The following is a 17,609-nucleotide window of genomic DNA, read 5'->3' on the forward strand; positions in this document are numbered from 1 at the left end:
CACCTCCATGTTCTATCTCGTGTAGAATTCAGGGGCGGCTTCAGGCCGCGACCTTTGACCAGCACCCGCCCCGCGACGATTGGGATCTTATGACCTCCAACGCCGAACCCGGACCGACGTCCGGCAACGGACCAGTTGGCGTCTCCGGTCCCACAAAGTCCCTCTGGCTGCGTTTGCTGGCGATCAGTTCGGCCGTCAGCGGCGGCGCATTGCTGCTGGTAGCACTGGTGGCCCTGCTGATGACCGGCACGGCCGCCGCGCTTTCGTGGATGTTCGGCGGGGCACTGGTCATGGCCTTCTTTGCCATCAGCCTGGTGATCGGCCACGTCGCGGGCCGTAATAACCCGTCCGGCGCAATCGGCCTATTCGCCGCAACGTATTTCATCAAGGTCGTCGGTTTTGCCGTGGTGCTTTTTGCCATCGGAACCCCCGACTGGCTGTCCCGGGGCTGGTTCCTGGCCGGCGCCGTCGTGACCGTGGTCTTGTGGCAGGCCGCCGAGATCTACGGCTTCAGCACGGCCCGACTGCAGATCTACAACGACCCCGGGACCAGGGAAGGCGGCACCGATGTCTAGCCGCAAAGACGGACGCAGAAACAAGCCCCAAACCCGCAGAACCACGGGCGGAGCCCCCGGTGTTTCCGACAACGGACGCGACGGCGGATACAACGCCGGGATCGCCGTCTTCAGCTACATTGTTGGCGGAATCATCGTCTGGAGTTTGATAGGGTGGGGTCTGGATAATCTGTGGGGAACCCGCTGGATTGTGCTCGCAGGCGCTCTGCTTGGAGCCGCGGGAGGGTTCTATCTTTCTCATATGCACGGCCTCACCAGTTCCCGAACATCTGGAACTGGTAAGGACAATGCTGCACGTGGCCCGTCCCAGGACGAGGATCAGTAATGCCAAATAATTTCACACGGGGAAAGGCTGACGGAAACGTCGCCGCTCTCCGACCAACGCCCAATGATGGACACTGCAGAGAGGAAACGCGTTGATCGCGCTTGCGCTCCCGGCCCAAGATTCAGGAACTTTTACGCCTCCTGGAATTGAAGAAATCCACCTGCCGGCAATCCTGCCGTGGGGGGCGGCCGACGGATTCTCCAAGCAGATGCTGCTGGTAATCCTGTCGGTCGTTATTATCGCCGCATTCTTTCTGATGGCTGCCCGCAAGGGTCAGCTCGTCCCCGGCCGGCTCCAGTTTGCAGGTGAAGCCGCCTACGGCTTCGTCCGCAACGGCATCGGCAAGGACATCATCGGCGGCAAAGACTTCATGAAGTACGTCCCGCTGCTGTTCAGCCTGTTCTTCTTCATCCTGGTGAACAACATCTACGGCGCCATTCCGGTGGTCCAGCTCCCCACCTTCTCGCATGTAGGCGGCGCCTACGTGATGGCCGCGATTGTGTATGTTACGTGGATCGTCATCGGCGTCAAGAAGAACGGCCTGCGCTACTTCAAGCTGGCCACCGTGCCGTCCGGAGTCCCGGGCTACATTCTTCCGATCGTGATTCCGATCGAGATCATCTCCAACTTCCTGGTCCGCCCCGTCACGCACAGTCTGCGTTTGTTCGCGACCATGCTGGCCGGCCACCTCATCGTCATGATTGCCGGTTCGGGCATCGAGTTCCTCGTCGTGCAGGAGAACATCCTGCTGAAGGGCGCCTCGGTCCTCGTACTCGGCGGCGCGATTGCCATGTACATGCTCGAAGCGCTGATCATGGTCCTGCAGGCGTACGTGTTCACGCTGCTGACCGCGATCTACATCGAAGGCGCGCTGCACGCGGACAGCCACTAAGGCACCCACAAACTTCCCCTCCGGGGGATGAAGTACACCAAACAACCTGCCACATAGATGGCATCTTGAAAGGAAAAAAATGGAAGGCACCATCAACGGCTCCCTCAACCTCATCGGATACGGCCTCTCGGCCATCGGTGGTGGTATCGGTGTTGGTCTCGTGTTCGCTGCTTACATCAACGGCGTAGCACGTCAGCCGGAGGCACAGCGTGTGCTCCAGCCGATCGCATTCCTCGGCCTTGCGCTGACTGAAGCCCTCGCCATCCTCGGCCTGGTCTTCGCGTTCGTTCTCAACTAACCCTTAGAACTAAGCGAACATCCAGAACCGAGTAGAAAAGGACGGGTGAAATATGAATCAGCTGATCATCTCAGCCGCCGCAGAGGGCGCTAACCCACTGGTTCCCAACCCCTGGGAAATGGGCGTCGTCTTCGCCGGCTTTGCTGTCCTCATGTTCATCGTGGTCAAGTTTGTTGTCCCGATGTTCGAGAAGACCTTCGCAGAGCGTGCCGAGGCCATCGAAGGCGGCATTGCCAAGGCTGAAAAGGCCCAGGCAGAGGCTTCCGCCGCACTCGAAGAGTACAAGCAGCAGCTTACGGATGCCCGTGCCGAGGCCAACCGCATCCGTGAGGAAGCACGTGCCGAAGGCGCCCAGATCCTTGCGGAGCTGAAGGAGAAGGCAGCTGCGGAGTCTGCCCGCATCACGGCTCAGGCCCACGCAGCCATCCAGTCCGAGCGCAAGGCGGCCGTTGTGTCGCTCCGTGCGGAGGTTGGCACGCTGGCCACGACCCTGGCAGGACGCATCGTTGGCGAGTCGCTCAACGATGACGAGCGTTCGGCCCGCGTGGTTGACCGCTTCCTGGCAGATCTGGAGAACCAGAACGCAGGTGCAGCTAAGTAATGGCAGGTGTATCGAGCGAATCGCTGACCGCGGCGCTGGTGGCGCTGGAAGCCAAGCTTCCTTTCGCCTCGCTGCAGTTGGCCAATGAACTCTTCGGAATCCTGGGAACGGTGGACAGCTCGGCTGGTTTGCGCCGTGCCCTGACGGACCCGTCCCGGAGCGGTGACGAAAAGTCGGCCCTGGTCAAGCAGCTCTTCGGCGGTAAGGTCACTGCCGAGGCTGCGGAAATCGCGAGCGGACTGGCCAGTTCACGCTGGGCATCGGCCCGGGATATCGGCGATGCACTCGAGACTCTTGCCGCTTCGGTGGTAATCGCCGTCGCTGAGAACAAGTCGGCCGTCTCTGCCTCAGGAATCACCGGACTGGAAGCGCTGGAGAACGATCTGTTCTCCTTCAACCAGGCCGTCGAATCCAACCACGAGGTGCAGCGTGCCCTGTCCGAGCCGCAGGCGAGCCCGGCAGCCAAGATCGCCCTCGCCGAACGACTCGTTCCCAGTGCAAGCGCGGAAGCGAAAGTCCTTATCGGGCAGGCAGTTTCGCAGCCGCGCGGCCTTAAGGTAACCAAGCTTGTCCGTCGTTTCGCCGAACTCGCAGCCAAGCGCCAACAGCGCTGGATTGCTACCGTCGGCGTTACCCGTCCTCTGGCGGGTGCACAGACGAGCCGACTGCAGGCCGGGCTCAACGCCCTCTACGGGCGCGAGCTCAAGATCAACATGAACGTTGACCCGGCACTGATCGGTGGCATCCGGATCCAGGTCGGTGACGAAGTGGTTGACGCTTCGGTTCTCGCCCGCCTGGGCCAGCTTCATCGTCAGCTTGCCGGCTAGCCGGACAAGCACAACTTACCGAAACGAAACCCCGGTCATCGTGAGCAACGATGATCACGAAAACAGGAGAGCAGGGACTGCAGATGGCCGAATTGACCATCAACGCCGACGACGTCCGTAATGCGTTGAACGAGTTCGCGGCGTCCTACGAACCCGGAAACGCCGAGCGCGTAGAGGTTGGCCGTGTAACAACCGCAGGTGACGGCATCGCCCGTGTTGAGGGCCTTCCCTCGGTCATGGCGAACGAGCTGCTTCGCTTCGAAGACGGCACCCTGGGCCTGGCCCAGAACCTCGACGTCCGCGAAATCGGTGTGATCGTCCTCGGTGACTTCACCGGAATCGAAGAAGGCCAGGAAGTCCACCGCACCGGACAGGTTCTGTCCGTGCCGGTTGGCGATGCCTTCCTCGGCCGTGTTGTCGACCCGCTGGGCGAGCCCATTGACGACCTCGGAGAGATCAAGGCCGAGACCACCCGCGCCCTGGAACTCCAGGCGCCCGGCGTGACCCAGCGCAAGTCGGTCCACGAACCGATGCAGACCGGCCTCAAGGCTATCGACGCCATGGTCCCGATCGGCCGCGGCCAGCGCCAGCTGATCATCGGTGACCGCCAGACGGGCAAGTCGGCCATCGCCATCGACACGATCATCAACCAGAAGGCCAACTGGGCTTCCGGGGATGTCAACAAGCAGGTGCGCTGCATCTACGTGGCCATCGGCCAGAAGGCATCCACGATCGCGGCCGTCCGCCAGACCCTCGAGGACAACGGCGCACTGGAGTACACCACCATCGTGGCTTCCCCCGCGTCTGACCCCGCAGGCTTCAAGTACCTGGCTCCGTACGCCGGCTCGGCCATCGGCCAGCACTGGATGTACGGCGGCAAGCACGTCCTCATCGTCTTCGATGATCTCTCCAAGCAGGCCGAGGCCTACCGTGCGGTGTCGCTGCTGCTCCGCCGCCCGCCGGGACGCGAAGCCTACCCCGGCGACGTCTTCTACTTGCACTCCCGTCTGCTCGAACGTTGTGCCAAGCTTTCCGACGAGCTCGGTGCCGGTTCGATGACCGGGCTGCCGCTCATCGAGACCAAGGCAAACGACGTTTCGGCCTACATCCCGACCAACGTGATCTCCATTACCGATGGCCAGATCTTCCTGCAGTCGGACCTCTTCAACGCCAACCAGCGTCCCGCTGTTGACGTGGGTGTCTCCGTGTCCCGCGTCGGTGGCGCTGCGCAGGTCAAGTCCATGAAGAAGGTCTCCGGTACCTTGAAGCTGGAACTGGCCCAGTACCGCGACATGCAGGCCTTCGCAATGTTCGCGTCGGACCTCGACGCCGCATCGCGCCAGCAGCTGACCCGTGGTGCGCGCCTGATGGAACTGCTCAAGCAGGGCCAGTACTCGCCGTTCCCGATTGAGAACCAGGTGGTCTCCATCTGGGCCGGCACCAACGGCTACCTCGACGAAGTTCCGGTTGAAGACATCAACCGCTTCGAGACCGAGTTCCTGGAGCACCTCAAGCACAAGTCCTCCATCCTGACGACGCTGGCGCAGACCAACGTCATGAGCGATGACACCGCAGAAGCCTTGAAGACCGCGATCGTGGCCTTCAAGAAGGGTTTCTTCGGCGAGGGCGACAGCTACCTGGTAGGTGCGGGGCACGAGGAATACGCCCCCATCGACGAGGCGCAGGTCGACCAGGAAAAAATCGTCAAGCAGAAGCGCTAGTTTCGCTGGCCGGGATTGCCGGGACCCCACCGGGTTCCGGCAGTCCCGGCCACCGGGATCTTAGGAAAGGATAAGTATGGGAGCCCAGATTCGGGTCTACCGCCAGAAGATCACCTCGACGACGTCGATGCGCAAGATCTTCAAGGCGATGGAACTGATCGCTACCTCGCGCATCGGCAAGGCCCGGGCACGCGTAGCAGCTTCACTGCCTTACGCAAACGCGATCACGCGCGCCGTTTCTGCTGTCGCAAGCCAGAGCGAAATAGACCACCCGCTGGTCACCGAGCCGGAGCAGATCCGTCGGGCCGCTGTCCTGGTCATCACCTCGGACCGTGGCCTCGCAGGTTCATATTCGGCGAGCGTACTCAAGCAGGCGGAAGGCCTCAACGAGTTGCTCGTCGAGGAGGGCAAGGAAGTCAAGATGTACCTGGTCGGCCGCAAGGCGCAGGCGTATTTCGACTTCCGGAACCGTCCTTACGGGCGTGTCTGGACCGGCGGCACGGACGCACCGGAGTTTGCCACTGCGAAGGACATCAGCGAGGCATTGCTGGCTGACTTTGCTACGGCCTATGAAGAGGGCGGCGTCGACGAGATCCACGTGGTCTATACCCGCTTCAAGTCCATGGTGACGCAGGAGCCGACGGTTATCCGTCTTCTCCCGCTTGAGGTTGTCGAGGAGCAGGCTGCGTCCGAGTCGGACCTCCTGCCGCTCTACGAATTCGAGCCGGAAACTGAGCAGGTTCTTGATGCTCTCCTGCCGCGCTACATCGAATCACGTATCTTCGCCGCAATGTTGCAGGCAGCAGCTTCGGAGCTTGCTGCCCGCCAGCGGGCAATGAAGTCCGCCGGTGACAATGCCACGGACCTCATCAAGAAGTTCACGCGTCTGCGCAACACCGCCCGCCAGGCTGAAATTACGCAGGAGCTTTCCGAGATCGTGGCCGGTGCCGACGCGTTGAACGCGTCCTAGCCTGCCCGGACGTGGATCCAGCTGTACCTGCACCAACGTTGAAAATTAACCCCAACGCCATCTACTGAGTGAAGTGAGAGAGATGACTGCCACTGCTACCGAACACGTAGCCGCGACGACCGGTGCTACCGGCCGTATTGCACGTGTTATTGGCCCGGTTGTCGACGTCGAATTCCCGGCTGACGCAATCCCCTCGATTTACAACGCCCTCACCACGGAGATTACTCTCAACGGTGAGACCAAGACGATCACGTTCGAGGTTGCCCTGCACCTCGGCGACAACGTCATTCGCGCCATCTCCCTGCAGGCAACCGACGGCCTCGTCCGCGGTACCGCTGTTGTGGACTCGGGTGCCCCTATCTCCGTGCCGGTCGGCGACGTTGTTAAGGGACACATCTTCAACGTCCTCGGACAGCCCCTTGACGTGCCTGAGTCGGAACTCGAGATTACTGAGCGCTGGCCCATCCACCGCAAGGCTCCCGCCTTCGCGACGCTTGAGGGTTCCACCGAGATGATGGAAACCGGCATCAAGGTCATCGACCTGCTCACCCCGTACATCAAGGGTGGCAAGATCGGTCTGTTCGGCGGCGCCGGCGTCGGCAAGACCGTGCTGATCCAGGAAATGATCACCCGTGTCGCCCGGAACTTCGGTGGCACCTCGGTGTTCGCCGGTGTCGGCGAGCGTACCCGTGAAGGCAACGACCTCTGGGTTGAAATGGAAGAGGCAGGCGTCCTCAAGGACACCGCCCTTGTATTCGGCCAGATGGATGAGCCGCCGGGAACGCGGTTGAGGGTCGCCCTGTCTGCGCTCACCATGGCGGAGTACTTCCGCGATGTGCAGAACCAGGACGTGCTGCTCTTCATCGACAACATCTTCCGCTTCACCCAGGCAGGCTCCGAGGTTTCCACCCTCCTCGGCCGCATGCCGTCGGCCGTGGGCTACCAGCCCAACCTGGCTGACGAGATGGGTCTCCTCCAGGAGCGCATCACGTCCACCAAGGGCCACTCCATCACCTCGATGCAGGCCATCTACGTTCCCGCAGATGACTACACCGACCCGGCCCCGGCCACGACCTTCGCACACCTCGACGCGACCACGGAACTTTCCCGTGAAATCGCTTCCCGTGGTCTGTACCCGGCCGTTGACCCGCTGACGTCCACGTCCCGCATCCTGGATCCGCAGTACATCGGCAACGACCACTACAACACGGCCGTCCGGGTCAAGCAGATCCTGCAGAAGAACAAGGAACTTCAGGACATCATCGCCATCCTCGGCGTTGACGAGCTCTCTGAAGAAGACAAGATCGTGGTGTCGCGTGCACGCCGCATCCAGCAGTTCCTCTCGCAGAACACCTACACCGCCAAGCAGTTCACCGGCGTCGAAGGCTCCACGGTTTCCATCAAGGACACCGTTGAAGGCTTCACGGCGATCTGCGACGGCGAGCTTGACCACATCGCAGAGCAGGCGTTCTTCAACGTCGGCGGCCTGGATGATGTTGAGCGCCAGTGGGCCAAGATCCAGGAACAGACCAAGTAATATGGCTGAGCTTGAGGTTGAGATTGTCGCAGCGGACCACTTCGTGTGGTCCGGAGCGGCCAAGATGGTCAAGGCCCGCACCAGCGATGGTGAAATCGGAATCCTGCCCGGCCACTCGCCCCTGCTGGCGATTCTGGCCGAAGGTGAACTGGCGATCGAGCCGGTGTCCGGTGACCGCATTGCTGTAGTCGTCGACGGCGGGTTCTTCTCCGTCGACAACAACAGGGTCGTCATTGTTGCTGACAACGCCCAAATGGGCGACGCGGCTACTGCGGGGATCCGCTAGCACGACCTTGATGAACGTTACTGGTTTTCCGTTCATCGTCCTGGCAACTATCTTTGCGTTGCTGGTACTCGCACTGTGCCTTTCGGGGGTACGCCGCTTCAATCTGCGGCGTGCCCTCGGCACAGTGGACGCCTCCATTTGCACGGCTGGAAACAGCTGGCAGATGGGGGTTTGTCGTTATCAGGACAACGACCTGGAGTGGTTCCGCCTTGCCTCCCTGAGCACGCGGCCCAAGCACACCTTCCGCCGCAGCTCCCTTGAGCTGATCGGCCGGCGCAAGCCCACCGAATCCGAGCTCGTCAACGTCCAGCCCGACGCCGTGATCGTTGAACTCCGGTACGAAGGGCAGGATGTCCTGCTCTCGATGAGATTCGACGAGTACACGGGCCTCTCGTCCTGGCTCGAGGCCGGTCCCGTCATCGGCGTCGGCACCTGGCGCTAGCCCCGGTGGACTTCATCGAGGACCTCCGGCTCGTCGACGGCCCCGTGCTGTGGATTGCCTGGGCTGCCGGCGCGGCCGGCCTGGGCTACTTCGTGTGGCAGAGCGTACGACGGCGCGGGCCAGGCCCGGGCGCCGCAGCCTGGCTCACGGCGCTGCTCCCGGTCCTGGCGGCTGTCCTGCTCGCCGCCGCGCTGCTGGCGGCTGTTCACTGGCTGCTGATCTACGTCTTCTCTGTCTTCCCCGAGGAACTTCCGCGCGAAGTCCTGGCCTGGTCTGCCGCCGCCGTCACGGCACTGCTGCTCTGGCTCATGCGCTTGTGGGGGAGCTGGCGCCGAAAGGGCGCCGCTCCGGCGCAAGCCAGCAGCGCCGCCAACAGCGGCACCGGCAGCGCTGCCGTCCGCTGGCGGCCAACCGCCGTCGCAACGGTCTCCCTGCTCGGCGTCGTCCTGCTCTCCGCGGTGCAGATCAATGCCTATTTCGGGCTCAACCACACGATGAGTGACCTTACGGGCACGGCCGTGGCGCGGATCCAGCCGCTGGAGGAGGGCCTGAAACGGGCACCCGGATCCCCGGCCGGCGTCAGCCTGTCCCGGTGGAAGGCGCCGGATGACCTGCCCGACGGCGGCGTGCTCCGGCGCGCCGGGATTCCCGGCACCGCCTCGGGATTCCAAAGCCGGGAAGCCTATATCTATCTTCCACCGGCCTACCAGAGCTCACCGCGGCCGGCACTTCCCGTTCTGGTCCTCTTTTCCGGGCAGCCGGGGGCACCCGCCGACTGGCTCACCGGCGGCGCCCTCCGGAGCCGCATGGACCGCTTCGCCGCGGAGCACCACGGCATCGCACCGGTGGTCGTTGTGGTTGACCCGAACGGGAGCCCTTCGGGCAATACCCTCTGTATGGACAGCCGTATTGCCCAGGCAGACACCTTCCTGTCCCGGGACGTGCCGGCGTGGATCAGCCGGACCCTCGACGTGGATCCGGACCGCAGGCAGTGGGCGGCCGGGGGTTTCTCCTTCGGGGCCACCTGCGCGATGCAGATGGTGACCCGGCATCCGGACACCTTCGGCTCGGCCCTGGCCTTTTCAAGCGAGAAGGAACCGGCCCTCGCGAAGGAACGGGACAAGACTGTGGCGTCCTCCTTCGGCGCGGACACCGGGGCCTTCGACCGGCAGACGCCGCTGTACCTGATGAAGGAGCGCCGCTACGAGGGGCACGGCATTTTCTTCGGCGCCGGCGTCCGGGACCCTGAATTCATCGGCTACATGGAGCTACTCTCCGGGGCCGCACGGACGGCGGGGTTCGCCGTGGAGGCGCGCAGCATTCCCAATGCCGGACACTCCTGGGAGACCGCCTCCAAGGGCCTGCCCGCCGGTCTCGACTTCCTGGCCGCCCGCTGGGGGATCCAGCCGTGAAGCCGTCACCGGCCGCCGGGGAGCGGGCGACAGGCGTGGCCTCCCTTCGTGTTATCGGGCGGGAGGGACTGCGCGGGGCCCTGGGCCACCTCCGTGCCATCCCGTTCACGCTCGCTGTCCTGGCAGCCCTCCTTGTGACCGGCGCTGCTACGGGAAGTCTGCTCTCCGGGCCGCCGGAGTCCCTGCTCGACGTGGCCTCTGTCAGCGCCCCAGGACTGAAGGCGGGCCGCTGGTGGGCCCTGTTCGCTTCGCTGTTCTTCGCGACGAATCCGCTGGCCTACCTTTCGGCCGCGCTGATGATCCTGCTGCTGCTGGGCCTTGCCGAGCGGCAACTGGGCACACGGCGCACGGCCGTGTTCTTCTTCGCCGCCCAGTTCGCCGCCGTGACGCTGTTCCTACTGCTGACCCAGCTTGCGCGCTTTGCCGGTGATGGCTGGCTCGGCCTCATGGTGGAGGCCCGGCTGATCGGCCCGTACGCCGCCGTCCTCGCGGTGTCGCTCGCCTCCTGCGGGCTGCTGCCCACGCTGTGGCAGCGGCGGCTGCGGACGGCGGTGGTCTCAGTCTCCCTGTTGCTGGTGCTGTACGTGGGGCATGCCGAGACCGTTGTCGGCCTTGCCGGGGCACTGGCCGGCCTCGCCGCGGGCTGGTGGATCCAGGGCGAGAAGGGCACGCTCCACCGGCACCGTTCCACTGGACGGGAAACCCGCAACCTGCTGGCCCTCACAGTGGCGATCTTCGCCGTCGGGCCCATCCTCACCGCCGCGGTCCGGACCCCCACCGGGCCGCTCGCCCTGCTGCGGGACGTTGTCCTGAACCCGTTGCCAACGCTGGGCCAGCTGGAGCAGAACTGCGGCGGCACCATTGACGTCACATGCCTCGAGGCCGGGCGTGCCGGATTCGCCGGTCCGCTGGGCCTTGCCCTGGCGGTAGTGCCCGTTGTGCTGCTGCTGATCTGCGCGGACGGCATGCGGCATGGGCGCAGGCTGGCACTGCGGATTGCGATCATCCTGCAGCTTGCCGTGACGGCCATGGCCACCGTGTACCTGGCCCTCTTCGCCCTGATTCCGCACTACGCCAACAAGCCGCGCGTCGGGATCATGGGATCCGGGTTCGTCCATGTGCTGCCGCTGGTGATTGTCCCGCTGGTGCTCGTGGTCCTGCTCGCCGTGAACCGCCGGCAGTTCCGGGTGGAGACGACCCCGCGGGCGCGCCGGACCCTTGCCGTTGTGGTCGGCGGAACCTGGCTGGTGCTGGCGTCCGCGTATTCCGCGGCGTGGCTGGCGGCCGGCGGAATGGACCGCGACGGCGGGCCGCTGGGCCTCGCCGCCGAGCTGGCCCGACAGTACCTCCCGCTTCCTATCCCCGGTTCCTACCGCAGGATCTTCCAGAACCGGGACGAGGTGGAGGCCTTCCTCTTCGCCTACTCCGGAATCATTTTCTGGATTGTGGCCCTGGCCGCCGTGTGGCTGGTCCTGCAGCGCCGCCTTCATCGCACCGACGCGGGAGCGGAGGACCGCGACGTGGCCCGCAGCCTGATCCGCCAGGGCGGTGATTCGCTGTCCTGGATGGCGCTGTGGGAGCCGAACAAGTACTGGTTCAGCCCGGACAGCCGCGGCGGAGTGGCCTACCAGCAGCACGGTAATGTGGCGCTGACCCTTGCCGGACCGTTCGGCCCCGCGGAATCGCACGAGGACACCGCGGCCGGTTTTATGCGCTATTGCGTGGAACATGCGCTCATCCCGTGCCTCTACTCCTGCACGGACCAGTTGTGGCCGATGCTGCGGGCGCGCGGCTTCCGCCGGGTGGCCGTGGCGCAGGAGACCAGGCTGGCGGTGCGCTCGCTCGAGTTCAAGGGCAAGGAGTGGCAGAACGTCCGCACCGCACTGAACCGGGCGGAAAAGACCGGGGTCCAGGCTGTGTGGGGGAGGTACGCAGACTTTGCCCCGGCGCTCCGCGCCCAGCTGAGCGAGGTCTCCGAAGAATGGGCCGCCCAGAAGTCCGTCCCGGAAATGGGGTTCACGCTCGGTGGAATCGATGAACTTGAGGACGAGGAAGTGCTCTGTTGCCTTGCCGTGGACGCCGAGGGCCGGGTGCAGGGCGTTACCAGCTGGCTGCCGGTGTTCGACGGCGGACGCCTGGTCAGCTGGACCCTGGACTTTATGCGCCGCCGCGGTGACGCTTTTCCCGGTGTGATGGAATTCCTGATCGCTTCCGCCGTGCAGGAGCTGCGGAGCACGGTGGAAGTGATCTCCCTGTCCGGATCGCCGCTGGCCAAGGACCCGTCCAGGGGCGCAGCCCAGGGCCCGACCCCGGACACGGGCCAGGACCCGCGCCAGGACCCGCGCCAGGACACCGCCAACTTGGCGGATGTGGCGGGGAACGACGCCGGCTCCGAAGGGCTGGCCGGAATTCTCGACGTCGTGGGCCGTGCGCTGGAGCCCGTTTACGGCTTCCGTTCGCTGGCCACCTTCAAGTCGCGCTTCAAACCCGAGTACCGAACGCTCTACCTCTATTACCAGGATCCCCTGCAGTTGCCCGCGATGGGACGGGCCCTCAGCAGGGCCTATCTCCCCGGCCTGTCGGTGCGGCAGAGTGCGCGCCTGCTCCGTTCACTTGTGCGCTAGCGGCGGGCCGATCCAAAGTCGCGGGTAGGGGCTTGATTCTGGTGGCTTTGGGGATGTTGGCGATTTTGGCTATCCGGTGCTGATGGCGAGGTTCCGCAGCGAGACCATGAGCCGGGGCGCGTTGCCGCGGCGCACCATCGACTTGTCGTCCAGGTATGTCAGGCCCGGGGACAACTGGCGGGCGCACGTGGCGGGCGCCCATTCGACAAAGATGGCCGGTATGAGACCGTCATCCCGGCCATCTTTGGCGAATCGCTGCCATGGCGGCCGCCCCGCAACCACTATGCCCCGAATAACCGGCCCGCAATCACGAACCCCGCCGCTGAGCATGCCCAACCACGAACCCCGCCGCTGAGCATGCTCAGCGGCGGGGTTGCTGCGTACGTCCTCACTCCCCGGGCGGCGACGTTCCAGCCCAGTTGCCCGGCTCCGGAACGCGCATCAGCCCCACGAAACCACGGGATTCCGCGGGTGCGGCCCAGTGCGCGTGGAAGCAACTGGGCGGGAGCGTCGTGCTGGAGCCCCGGGGACCCCCATAGCGGCCATCCTTGGCGACCCGTTCAGTCCTAACCTGAAATTACGTCAGCTAAGACAGGAAGATCCATGGTTGTGGAGGTAGTCCGCGTGGGAGCGTTGGGTGCGCATCGCACATGCCGTAACCACCACGCCTGCCAGGTTCTCGATAGTGTCCACCAGGTTCTTACCGCGGGTGATCTCGTTGGTCTTGGCGGGGTTCCTGCGTACGTCCTCACTCCCCGGGCGCCGACGTTCCAGCCCAGTTGCCCGGTTCCGGAACGCGCATCAGCCCCACGAAACCGCGGGATTCCGCGGGTGCGGCCCAGTGCGCGTGGAAGCAACTGGGCGGGAGCGTCGTGCCGGAGCCCGGGGACCCCTCCATGGCAGTGACTTTTGGTTTGACCTGCGATGACAAAGGCGCGGAAAAACCGCGACCCGCGCGACGTCAAAACCCCACCCGCGCGGCGTGACGACGTCGTCTGCCGGACCCGCCACGACTTTGCACCAGCCCTCGTGCGCTGGCGGCGTCCCCTCCGGTCAATGCCGGGCAGCAATATAGCTCACTGCGGCGGCCAGCTATGCGTCACCGGACAATGTGCGGACGGTCCACCAACGCCAAAAAATGATCCCCGGCACGAATGCCGGGGATCATTTCTGCGCGGAAGTTGCCAAAGGCAGTGCCGCTGCGCCGAACTAGACCAGCGTTACGCCGGTAGCCTGCGGGCCCTTGGCGCCCTGGCCGACTTCGAACTGAACGCGGGCGTTCTCGTCGAGGGTCTTGAAGCCGCCGGTCTGGATCTCAGAGTAGTGAACGAAGATATCGCCATCGGCGTCGTCCGGGGTGATGAAGCCGAAGCCCTTTTCAGCGTTAAACCACTTGACAGTTCCCTGTGCCATGAATTTCTCCTCGTTATGGATCTTGTTTAAGTCCGGCACACCTCGTGCCGGACTTGGTCACTCTGCGAGAAGAACCCTGGCTGTGGGTCCGGATAAACCGGGCTTGGGCGGCAGGAGCTTCACGCTCGCAACATGTCTTGCGAGCATGAAAATACACCTACACAAAGACTCGTATAAGAATTTCATGCCAGTTGCGTCAGGTCAACGGGGGCGGCGGAGAATTCCATAAATTTTGTACAAAGAACGGATGAACCTTGTCCGCTGCAAATTACCTGCGGTACATCACTCGCGGTGCAAGTCGTTAGAAGAGCCTTGACTCGCTGTCATCGACCCCGCGCATGGCGTCATAGTCGAGGGTGACGCAGCCGATGCCGCGGTCGTTGGCGAGGACCTTGGCCTGGGGCTTGATCTGCTGGGCGGCGAAGATCCCGCGCACCGGTGCCAGCAGGGGATCGCGGTTCAGCAGCTCCAGATACCGCGTGAGCTGCTCGACGCCGTCGATGTCGCCTCGGCGCTTGAGTTCGATGGCCACGGTGGCGCCGGTGGCGTCCCGGGCCAGGATATCCACGGGGCCGATCGCGGTGAAATACTCGCGGCGGATGAGCGAGAACCCGGTGCCGAGGAGCTCGATCTGGTCGGCCAGCAGCCGCTGCAGGTCCGCCTCGACGCCGTCCTTGATCAGGCCGGGATCCTGGCCCAGCTCATGGGAGGTGTCGTGCAGCTGTTCATGGATGTTGATGATGAGCCGGTCATCGGTCTTTGCGGACTGGACGGTCCACTGCTCGATGACGCCGAGCTCAACATCTACGTCTTCCGGCGTGGACACACGCAGGGACGCCGGCGGGCTCATCCAGTTCAGCGGCTTGTAGGATCCGCCGTCGGAATGGACCAGGACGGAACCGTCAGCCTTGACCAACAAGAGCCGGGTGGCCAACGGGAGATGGGCTTTGAGCCGGCCAACATAATCAACGGAGCAACGGGCTATGACTAAACGCACCCGGTCAACACTACCGTCTGGAGGCGGAGCAGGCATCCGAACTGGGGCAGAATGGAGGCATGCCCCGTTCCAACCGTCCCCGCCGAGCCGTTTCCGGCAGAGCAGTTGCCGGTAAGGCCCCGTCCGGTAAAGCACCTAAGCCCGGAGCGAGGGGCGGCCCGGTGCCGGAGCTTGACCTGGAACGCGCCCGCTCGGGTTTTGCGCGCCGGGAGAGCGCCCCGGACGGGGAGTGGATGGTCCGGCCGATCACGGCCGGCAGGGCCGAAAAAACGTACATCTGCCCCGGCTGTTCGACGGCGGTGCTGCCCGGTGTGGCCCACCTCGTCGTCTGGTCCGAGGATCATCTTTTCGGCACCGCCGCCGGCCTGGCGGAGCGGCGGCACTGGCATTCGAACTGCTGGACGTCGCGCAGCTACCGGTATCGCTAAGCGGTATCGCTAAGCGGTTTCGCTAAGCTGGACAGCATGAGCTTTGACCCGGCGTCGTACGTCTTCAGCCAGCCTTCCGCACCCACCGCAATCCGTGCTTCCACCGTGCTCCCGGCACACCGCGAGAATGTGGAGCTCCGCACCGGCGACGGCCACCGGCTGGTGGGTGAGCTGGCCCTCCCGGAGTCCGGCGAGGTGCAGGCAACCCTCATCACGCTGCATCCGCTGCCTACGCACGGCGGCTTCATGGACTCGCATGTCTACCGCAAAGCCTCATACCGGCTTCCCGCGCTGGCCGGCATCGCCGTGCTCCGCTTCAACACCCGCGGCACCGGATCGCCCCGCGGCACCAGCGACGGAACGTTCGAGGAGGGCATCGGGGAACGTCTCGACGTCGAGGCGGCCGTGAAATTCGCCGTCGATCGCGGCCTGCCGAACCGCTGGCTCGTCGGCTGGTCCTTCGGCACCGAATTGGCGCTGATGTACGGGGCTTCGGAGCCGGTGGCATCAGAGATCGAGGGCGCCATCCTGCTTTCGCCCCCGCTGCACCGCGCCACCGATGTGCACTTGAAGGAATGGGCCGCCTCGGGCAAGCCCCTGAAGGTGCTGGTCCCGGAGCATGACGACTACCTGCAGCCGGCTGCCGCCACGGAACGGTTCAGCCTGGTTCCCCAGGCCCGCGTCCTCGGGGTCGACGGCGCCAAGCACCTGTGGGTGGGGGAGAAGTACGCCGGCCGGGTGCTCAACGAGATCGTGGACGAGGTGCTGCCGGGCGGTTCCGGCGGTGCTGGCGGAACAGCTGCCGTGCTGCCGCAGGAATGGGACGGACCCGTCGCCACGGCGCACGTCTGAGGGAAATCCGCTATGAAAAAAGACAGCCGCCACGTGGATCCACGTAGCGGCCGTCCGACAACGGTGCGGTATCCGTAACCGCGGGGCCATGGCCTGGGTCAGTGCTTGTCCTGGCGCACGATGAAGAGCTCCTTGACGAGCAGCATGATCGCTGCGGCCGTGGGGATGGCGATCAGCGCACCCAGCACGCCGAGCAGGCTGCCGCCGGCGATAACCGAGATGACGGCGACGGCGCCCGGCACCGCGACGGCCTTCTGCATGATCCGCGGCGAGATGAAGTAGGCCTCAAACTGCAGGTAGGCGAAGTAGCAGATGGCGTAGACCACGGCCGTCTGCCACCCTGCGGTCAAGGCAATCAACGACACAATGACGCCGGCAATCATGCCGCCGACCAGGGGAATAAAGGCCAGCAGGGCCACCACGAAGGCGAGCAACACGGCAAAGGGAACGCCCACAATCGACATCACGATGAAGGCAAAGGTGGCGTTCAGCAGGGCGACGACGGCCTGGCCGATCACGTAGTTTCCGACCGAACCGGTGATCTCTTCGGCCAGGGCCTCGACCCGCGGACGGCGGGACCGCGGGGCGAGCCGGTAACCCCACTTCTTCATGGCAGGCAGCGCGGCCAGGAAGTACAGGCTCAGGACCAGCACGATCAGCGTTCCGAACAGGCCGTTTGCCAGGGTGGAACCGAAGCCGACAACGCCGCCGAAGATGCCGCCCATGGCTTCCGGGTTGTTGACGAATTTCTGGAGTTCCTGGGTGATGCGTTCCCGCACCCCGAACTGGTTGTCGATGCTGCGGAAGAAATCCGAGTTGATGAACTCCGTGATCCAGCGCGGCGCTTCCTGCACGATCTGGGTGACCTGCTGGACGATCGTGGGAATCAGTGTGGCGAAGAAGCCCGCCACGGCCAGCGCCAGGGCGGAAACAGCCACCACGATGCCTGCGGCCCGGGGGAATTTCTTGCCCTCCAGCCAGCGCACCACAGGGTCCAGTCCCAGGGCGATGAAAAGAGCGGCCACGATCCACAGCAGGAGCTGCGTTGTGTTGGAGCCGATCCAGTAGACGAGCAGTGCCATTCCGACGCCGACGGTTCCCATGAACCCGACGTAGAGGGGGTGCTGGGCGGACATCCGCGGTCCTGGGTCGCCGAAACGGGTGCCGGTGCCGCTCTCCGCGGTGGCCTCGTCGTGTTCCTCAGGCGGCATCTCGAAACGGAGCCGGGGCTGTGCACCCGGCAGGGGCTGGCGCAAGCGGTGGGCCATCGAGTTCAGGATTCCTGCCAGTGCACGCCGGCGGTTGGAGCCCTGATCCCGCGGACCGCGTTCCTTGCTACCGGATTCCTGGCTTTCATTCTGTCCCGAGGGGGACGAATCCGTGTGTTCAGTCACTGCGTCGAAAGCCCT

19 protein-coding genes are annotated in these 17,609 nt (G+C 64.4%); 15 read left to right on the forward strand and 4 right to left on the reverse strand.

Annotated elements, in window-relative coordinates:
• Nucleotides 1–89: 89 nt before the first annotated feature.
• The 13 genes from ACZYZE_RS06330 to ACZYZE_RS06390 all read left to right on the forward strand — a co-directional run bounded on the left by ACZYZE_RS06330 (nt 90) and on the right by ACZYZE_RS06390 (nt 12,510).
• On the forward strand, nt 90–575 hold the full coding sequence (locus ACZYZE_RS06330; RefSeq protein ID WP_463906858.1) for a hypothetical protein: 486 nt from the start codon (nt 90–92) through the stop codon (nt 573–575).
• Complete coding sequence (locus tag ACZYZE_RS06335) at nt 568–900, forward strand: hypothetical protein (protein WP_459318795.1); 333 nt, start codon at nt 568–570, stop codon at nt 898–900. The genes ACZYZE_RS06330 and ACZYZE_RS06335 overlap by 8 nt, the downstream gene beginning before the upstream one ends.
• A gap of 91 nt (nt 901–991) precedes the next feature.
• The gene (gene atpB, locus ACZYZE_RS06340; RefSeq protein ID WP_463906862.1) at nt 992–1,792 is read left to right on the forward strand and encodes a F0F1 ATP synthase subunit A; all 801 of its coding nucleotides are present in this window, start codon (nt 992–994) and stop codon (nt 1,790–1,792) included.
• Between the two features lie 79 nt (nt 1,793–1,871).
• Nucleotides 1,872–2,090 carry an ATP synthase F0 subunit C gene (gene atpE, locus ACZYZE_RS06345; protein ID WP_463873702.1) on the forward strand — a complete coding sequence of 73 codons (219 nt, stop codon included), beginning with the start codon at nt 1,872–1,874 and terminating at the stop codon, nt 2,088–2,090.
• Between the two features lie 52 nt (nt 2,091–2,142).
• Nucleotides 2,143–2,691, forward strand: coding sequence for a F0F1 ATP synthase subunit B (locus ACZYZE_RS06350; RefSeq protein WP_463906865.1), 549 nt, complete (start codon nt 2,143–2,145; stop codon nt 2,689–2,691).
• On the forward strand, nt 2,691–3,518 hold the full coding sequence (locus ACZYZE_RS06355; protein ID WP_459318792.1) for a F0F1 ATP synthase subunit delta: 828 nt from the start codon (nt 2,691–2,693) through the stop codon (nt 3,516–3,518). Before ACZYZE_RS06350 ends, ACZYZE_RS06355 begins: the two co-directional genes overlap by 1 nt.
• 83 nt (nt 3,519–3,601) lie before the next feature.
• Entirely contained in the window at nt 3,602–5,239 is a 1,638-nt protein-coding gene (gene atpA / locus ACZYZE_RS06360; RefSeq protein WP_463907158.1) for a F0F1 ATP synthase subunit alpha, read from the forward strand.
• 76 nt (nt 5,240–5,315) lie between these two features.
• Nucleotides 5,316–6,209 carry a F0F1 ATP synthase subunit gamma gene (locus ACZYZE_RS06365; RefSeq protein WP_459318791.1) on the forward strand — a complete coding sequence of 298 codons (894 nt, stop codon included), beginning with the start codon at nt 5,316–5,318 and terminating at the stop codon, nt 6,207–6,209.
• 82 nt (nt 6,210–6,291) lie between these two features.
• Nucleotides 6,292–7,746, forward strand: a complete 1,455-nt coding sequence (gene atpD, locus ACZYZE_RS06370; RefSeq protein WP_226774462.1) for a F0F1 ATP synthase subunit beta — start codon at nt 6,292–6,294, stop codon at nt 7,744–7,746.
• Nucleotide 7,747: 1 nt separating this feature from the next.
• Entirely contained in the window at nt 7,748–8,032 is a 285-nt protein-coding gene (locus ACZYZE_RS06375) for a F0F1 ATP synthase subunit epsilon (RefSeq protein ID WP_104172348.1), read from the forward strand.
• A 10-nt stretch (nt 8,033–8,042) separates the two neighbouring features.
• Nucleotides 8,043–8,474: a DUF2550 domain-containing protein gene (locus ACZYZE_RS06380; RefSeq protein ID WP_459318790.1), complete on the forward strand. Its 432-nt coding sequence runs from the start codon at nt 8,043–8,045 to the stop codon at nt 8,472–8,474.
• 5 nt (nt 8,475–8,479) lie between these two features.
• Nucleotides 8,480–9,886, forward strand: a complete 1,407-nt coding sequence (locus ACZYZE_RS06385; protein WP_463906870.1) for an alpha/beta hydrolase — start codon at nt 8,480–8,482, stop codon at nt 9,884–9,886.
• A complete protein-coding gene (locus ACZYZE_RS06390; RefSeq protein ID WP_463906873.1) occupies nt 9,883–12,510 on the forward strand; it encodes a bifunctional lysylphosphatidylglycerol flippase/synthetase MprF in 2,628 nt (875 codons plus the stop codon). The genes ACZYZE_RS06385 and ACZYZE_RS06390 overlap by 4 nt, the downstream gene beginning before the upstream one ends.
• 69 nt (nt 12,511–12,579) lie before the next feature.
• Here the strand turns inward: ACZYZE_RS06390 and ACZYZE_RS06395 are convergent, their stop codons facing one another.
• From ACZYZE_RS06395 to nucS, 3 genes are all read right to left on the reverse strand, one after another.
• Complete coding sequence (locus ACZYZE_RS06395; RefSeq protein ID WP_463906876.1) at nt 12,580–12,792, reverse strand: hypothetical protein; 213 nt, start codon at nt 12,790–12,792, stop codon at nt 12,580–12,582.
• A gap of 927 nt (nt 12,793–13,719) precedes the next feature.
• The gene (locus ACZYZE_RS06400) at nt 13,720–13,923 is read right to left on the reverse strand and encodes a cold-shock protein (protein ID WP_459318788.1); all 204 of its coding nucleotides are present in this window, start codon (nt 13,921–13,923) and stop codon (nt 13,720–13,722) included.
• Nucleotides 13,924–14,224: 301 nt separating this feature from the next.
• Nucleotides 14,225–14,920 carry an endonuclease NucS gene (gene nucS, locus ACZYZE_RS06405; RefSeq protein WP_459318787.1) on the reverse strand — a complete coding sequence of 232 codons (696 nt, stop codon included), beginning with the start codon at nt 14,918–14,920 and terminating at the stop codon, nt 14,225–14,227.
• Nucleotides 14,921–14,979: 59 nt separating this feature from the next.
• Between nucS and ACZYZE_RS06410 the strand changes: the two genes are divergently transcribed.
• Nucleotides 14,980–15,348 (forward strand): Rv1322 family protein, encoded by a 369-nt coding sequence (locus ACZYZE_RS06410; RefSeq protein ID WP_463906880.1) that lies wholly within the window; start codon nt 14,980–14,982, stop codon nt 15,346–15,348.
• Nucleotides 15,349–15,384: 36 nt separating this feature from the next.
• Complete coding sequence (locus tag ACZYZE_RS06415) at nt 15,385–16,200, forward strand: alpha/beta hydrolase (RefSeq protein ID WP_463906882.1); 816 nt, start codon at nt 15,385–15,387, stop codon at nt 16,198–16,200.
• 98 nt (nt 16,201–16,298) lie between these two features.
• On the opposite strand, the gene ACZYZE_RS06420 is transcribed toward ACZYZE_RS06415, so the two are convergent.
• Complete coding sequence (locus tag ACZYZE_RS06420) at nt 16,299–17,468, reverse strand: AI-2E family transporter (RefSeq protein WP_459318833.1); 1,170 nt, start codon at nt 17,466–17,468, stop codon at nt 16,299–16,301.
• Between the last annotated feature and the right edge of the window lie 141 nt (nt 17,469–17,609).

It is taken from the genome of Pseudarthrobacter woesei (assembly GCF_055412745.1).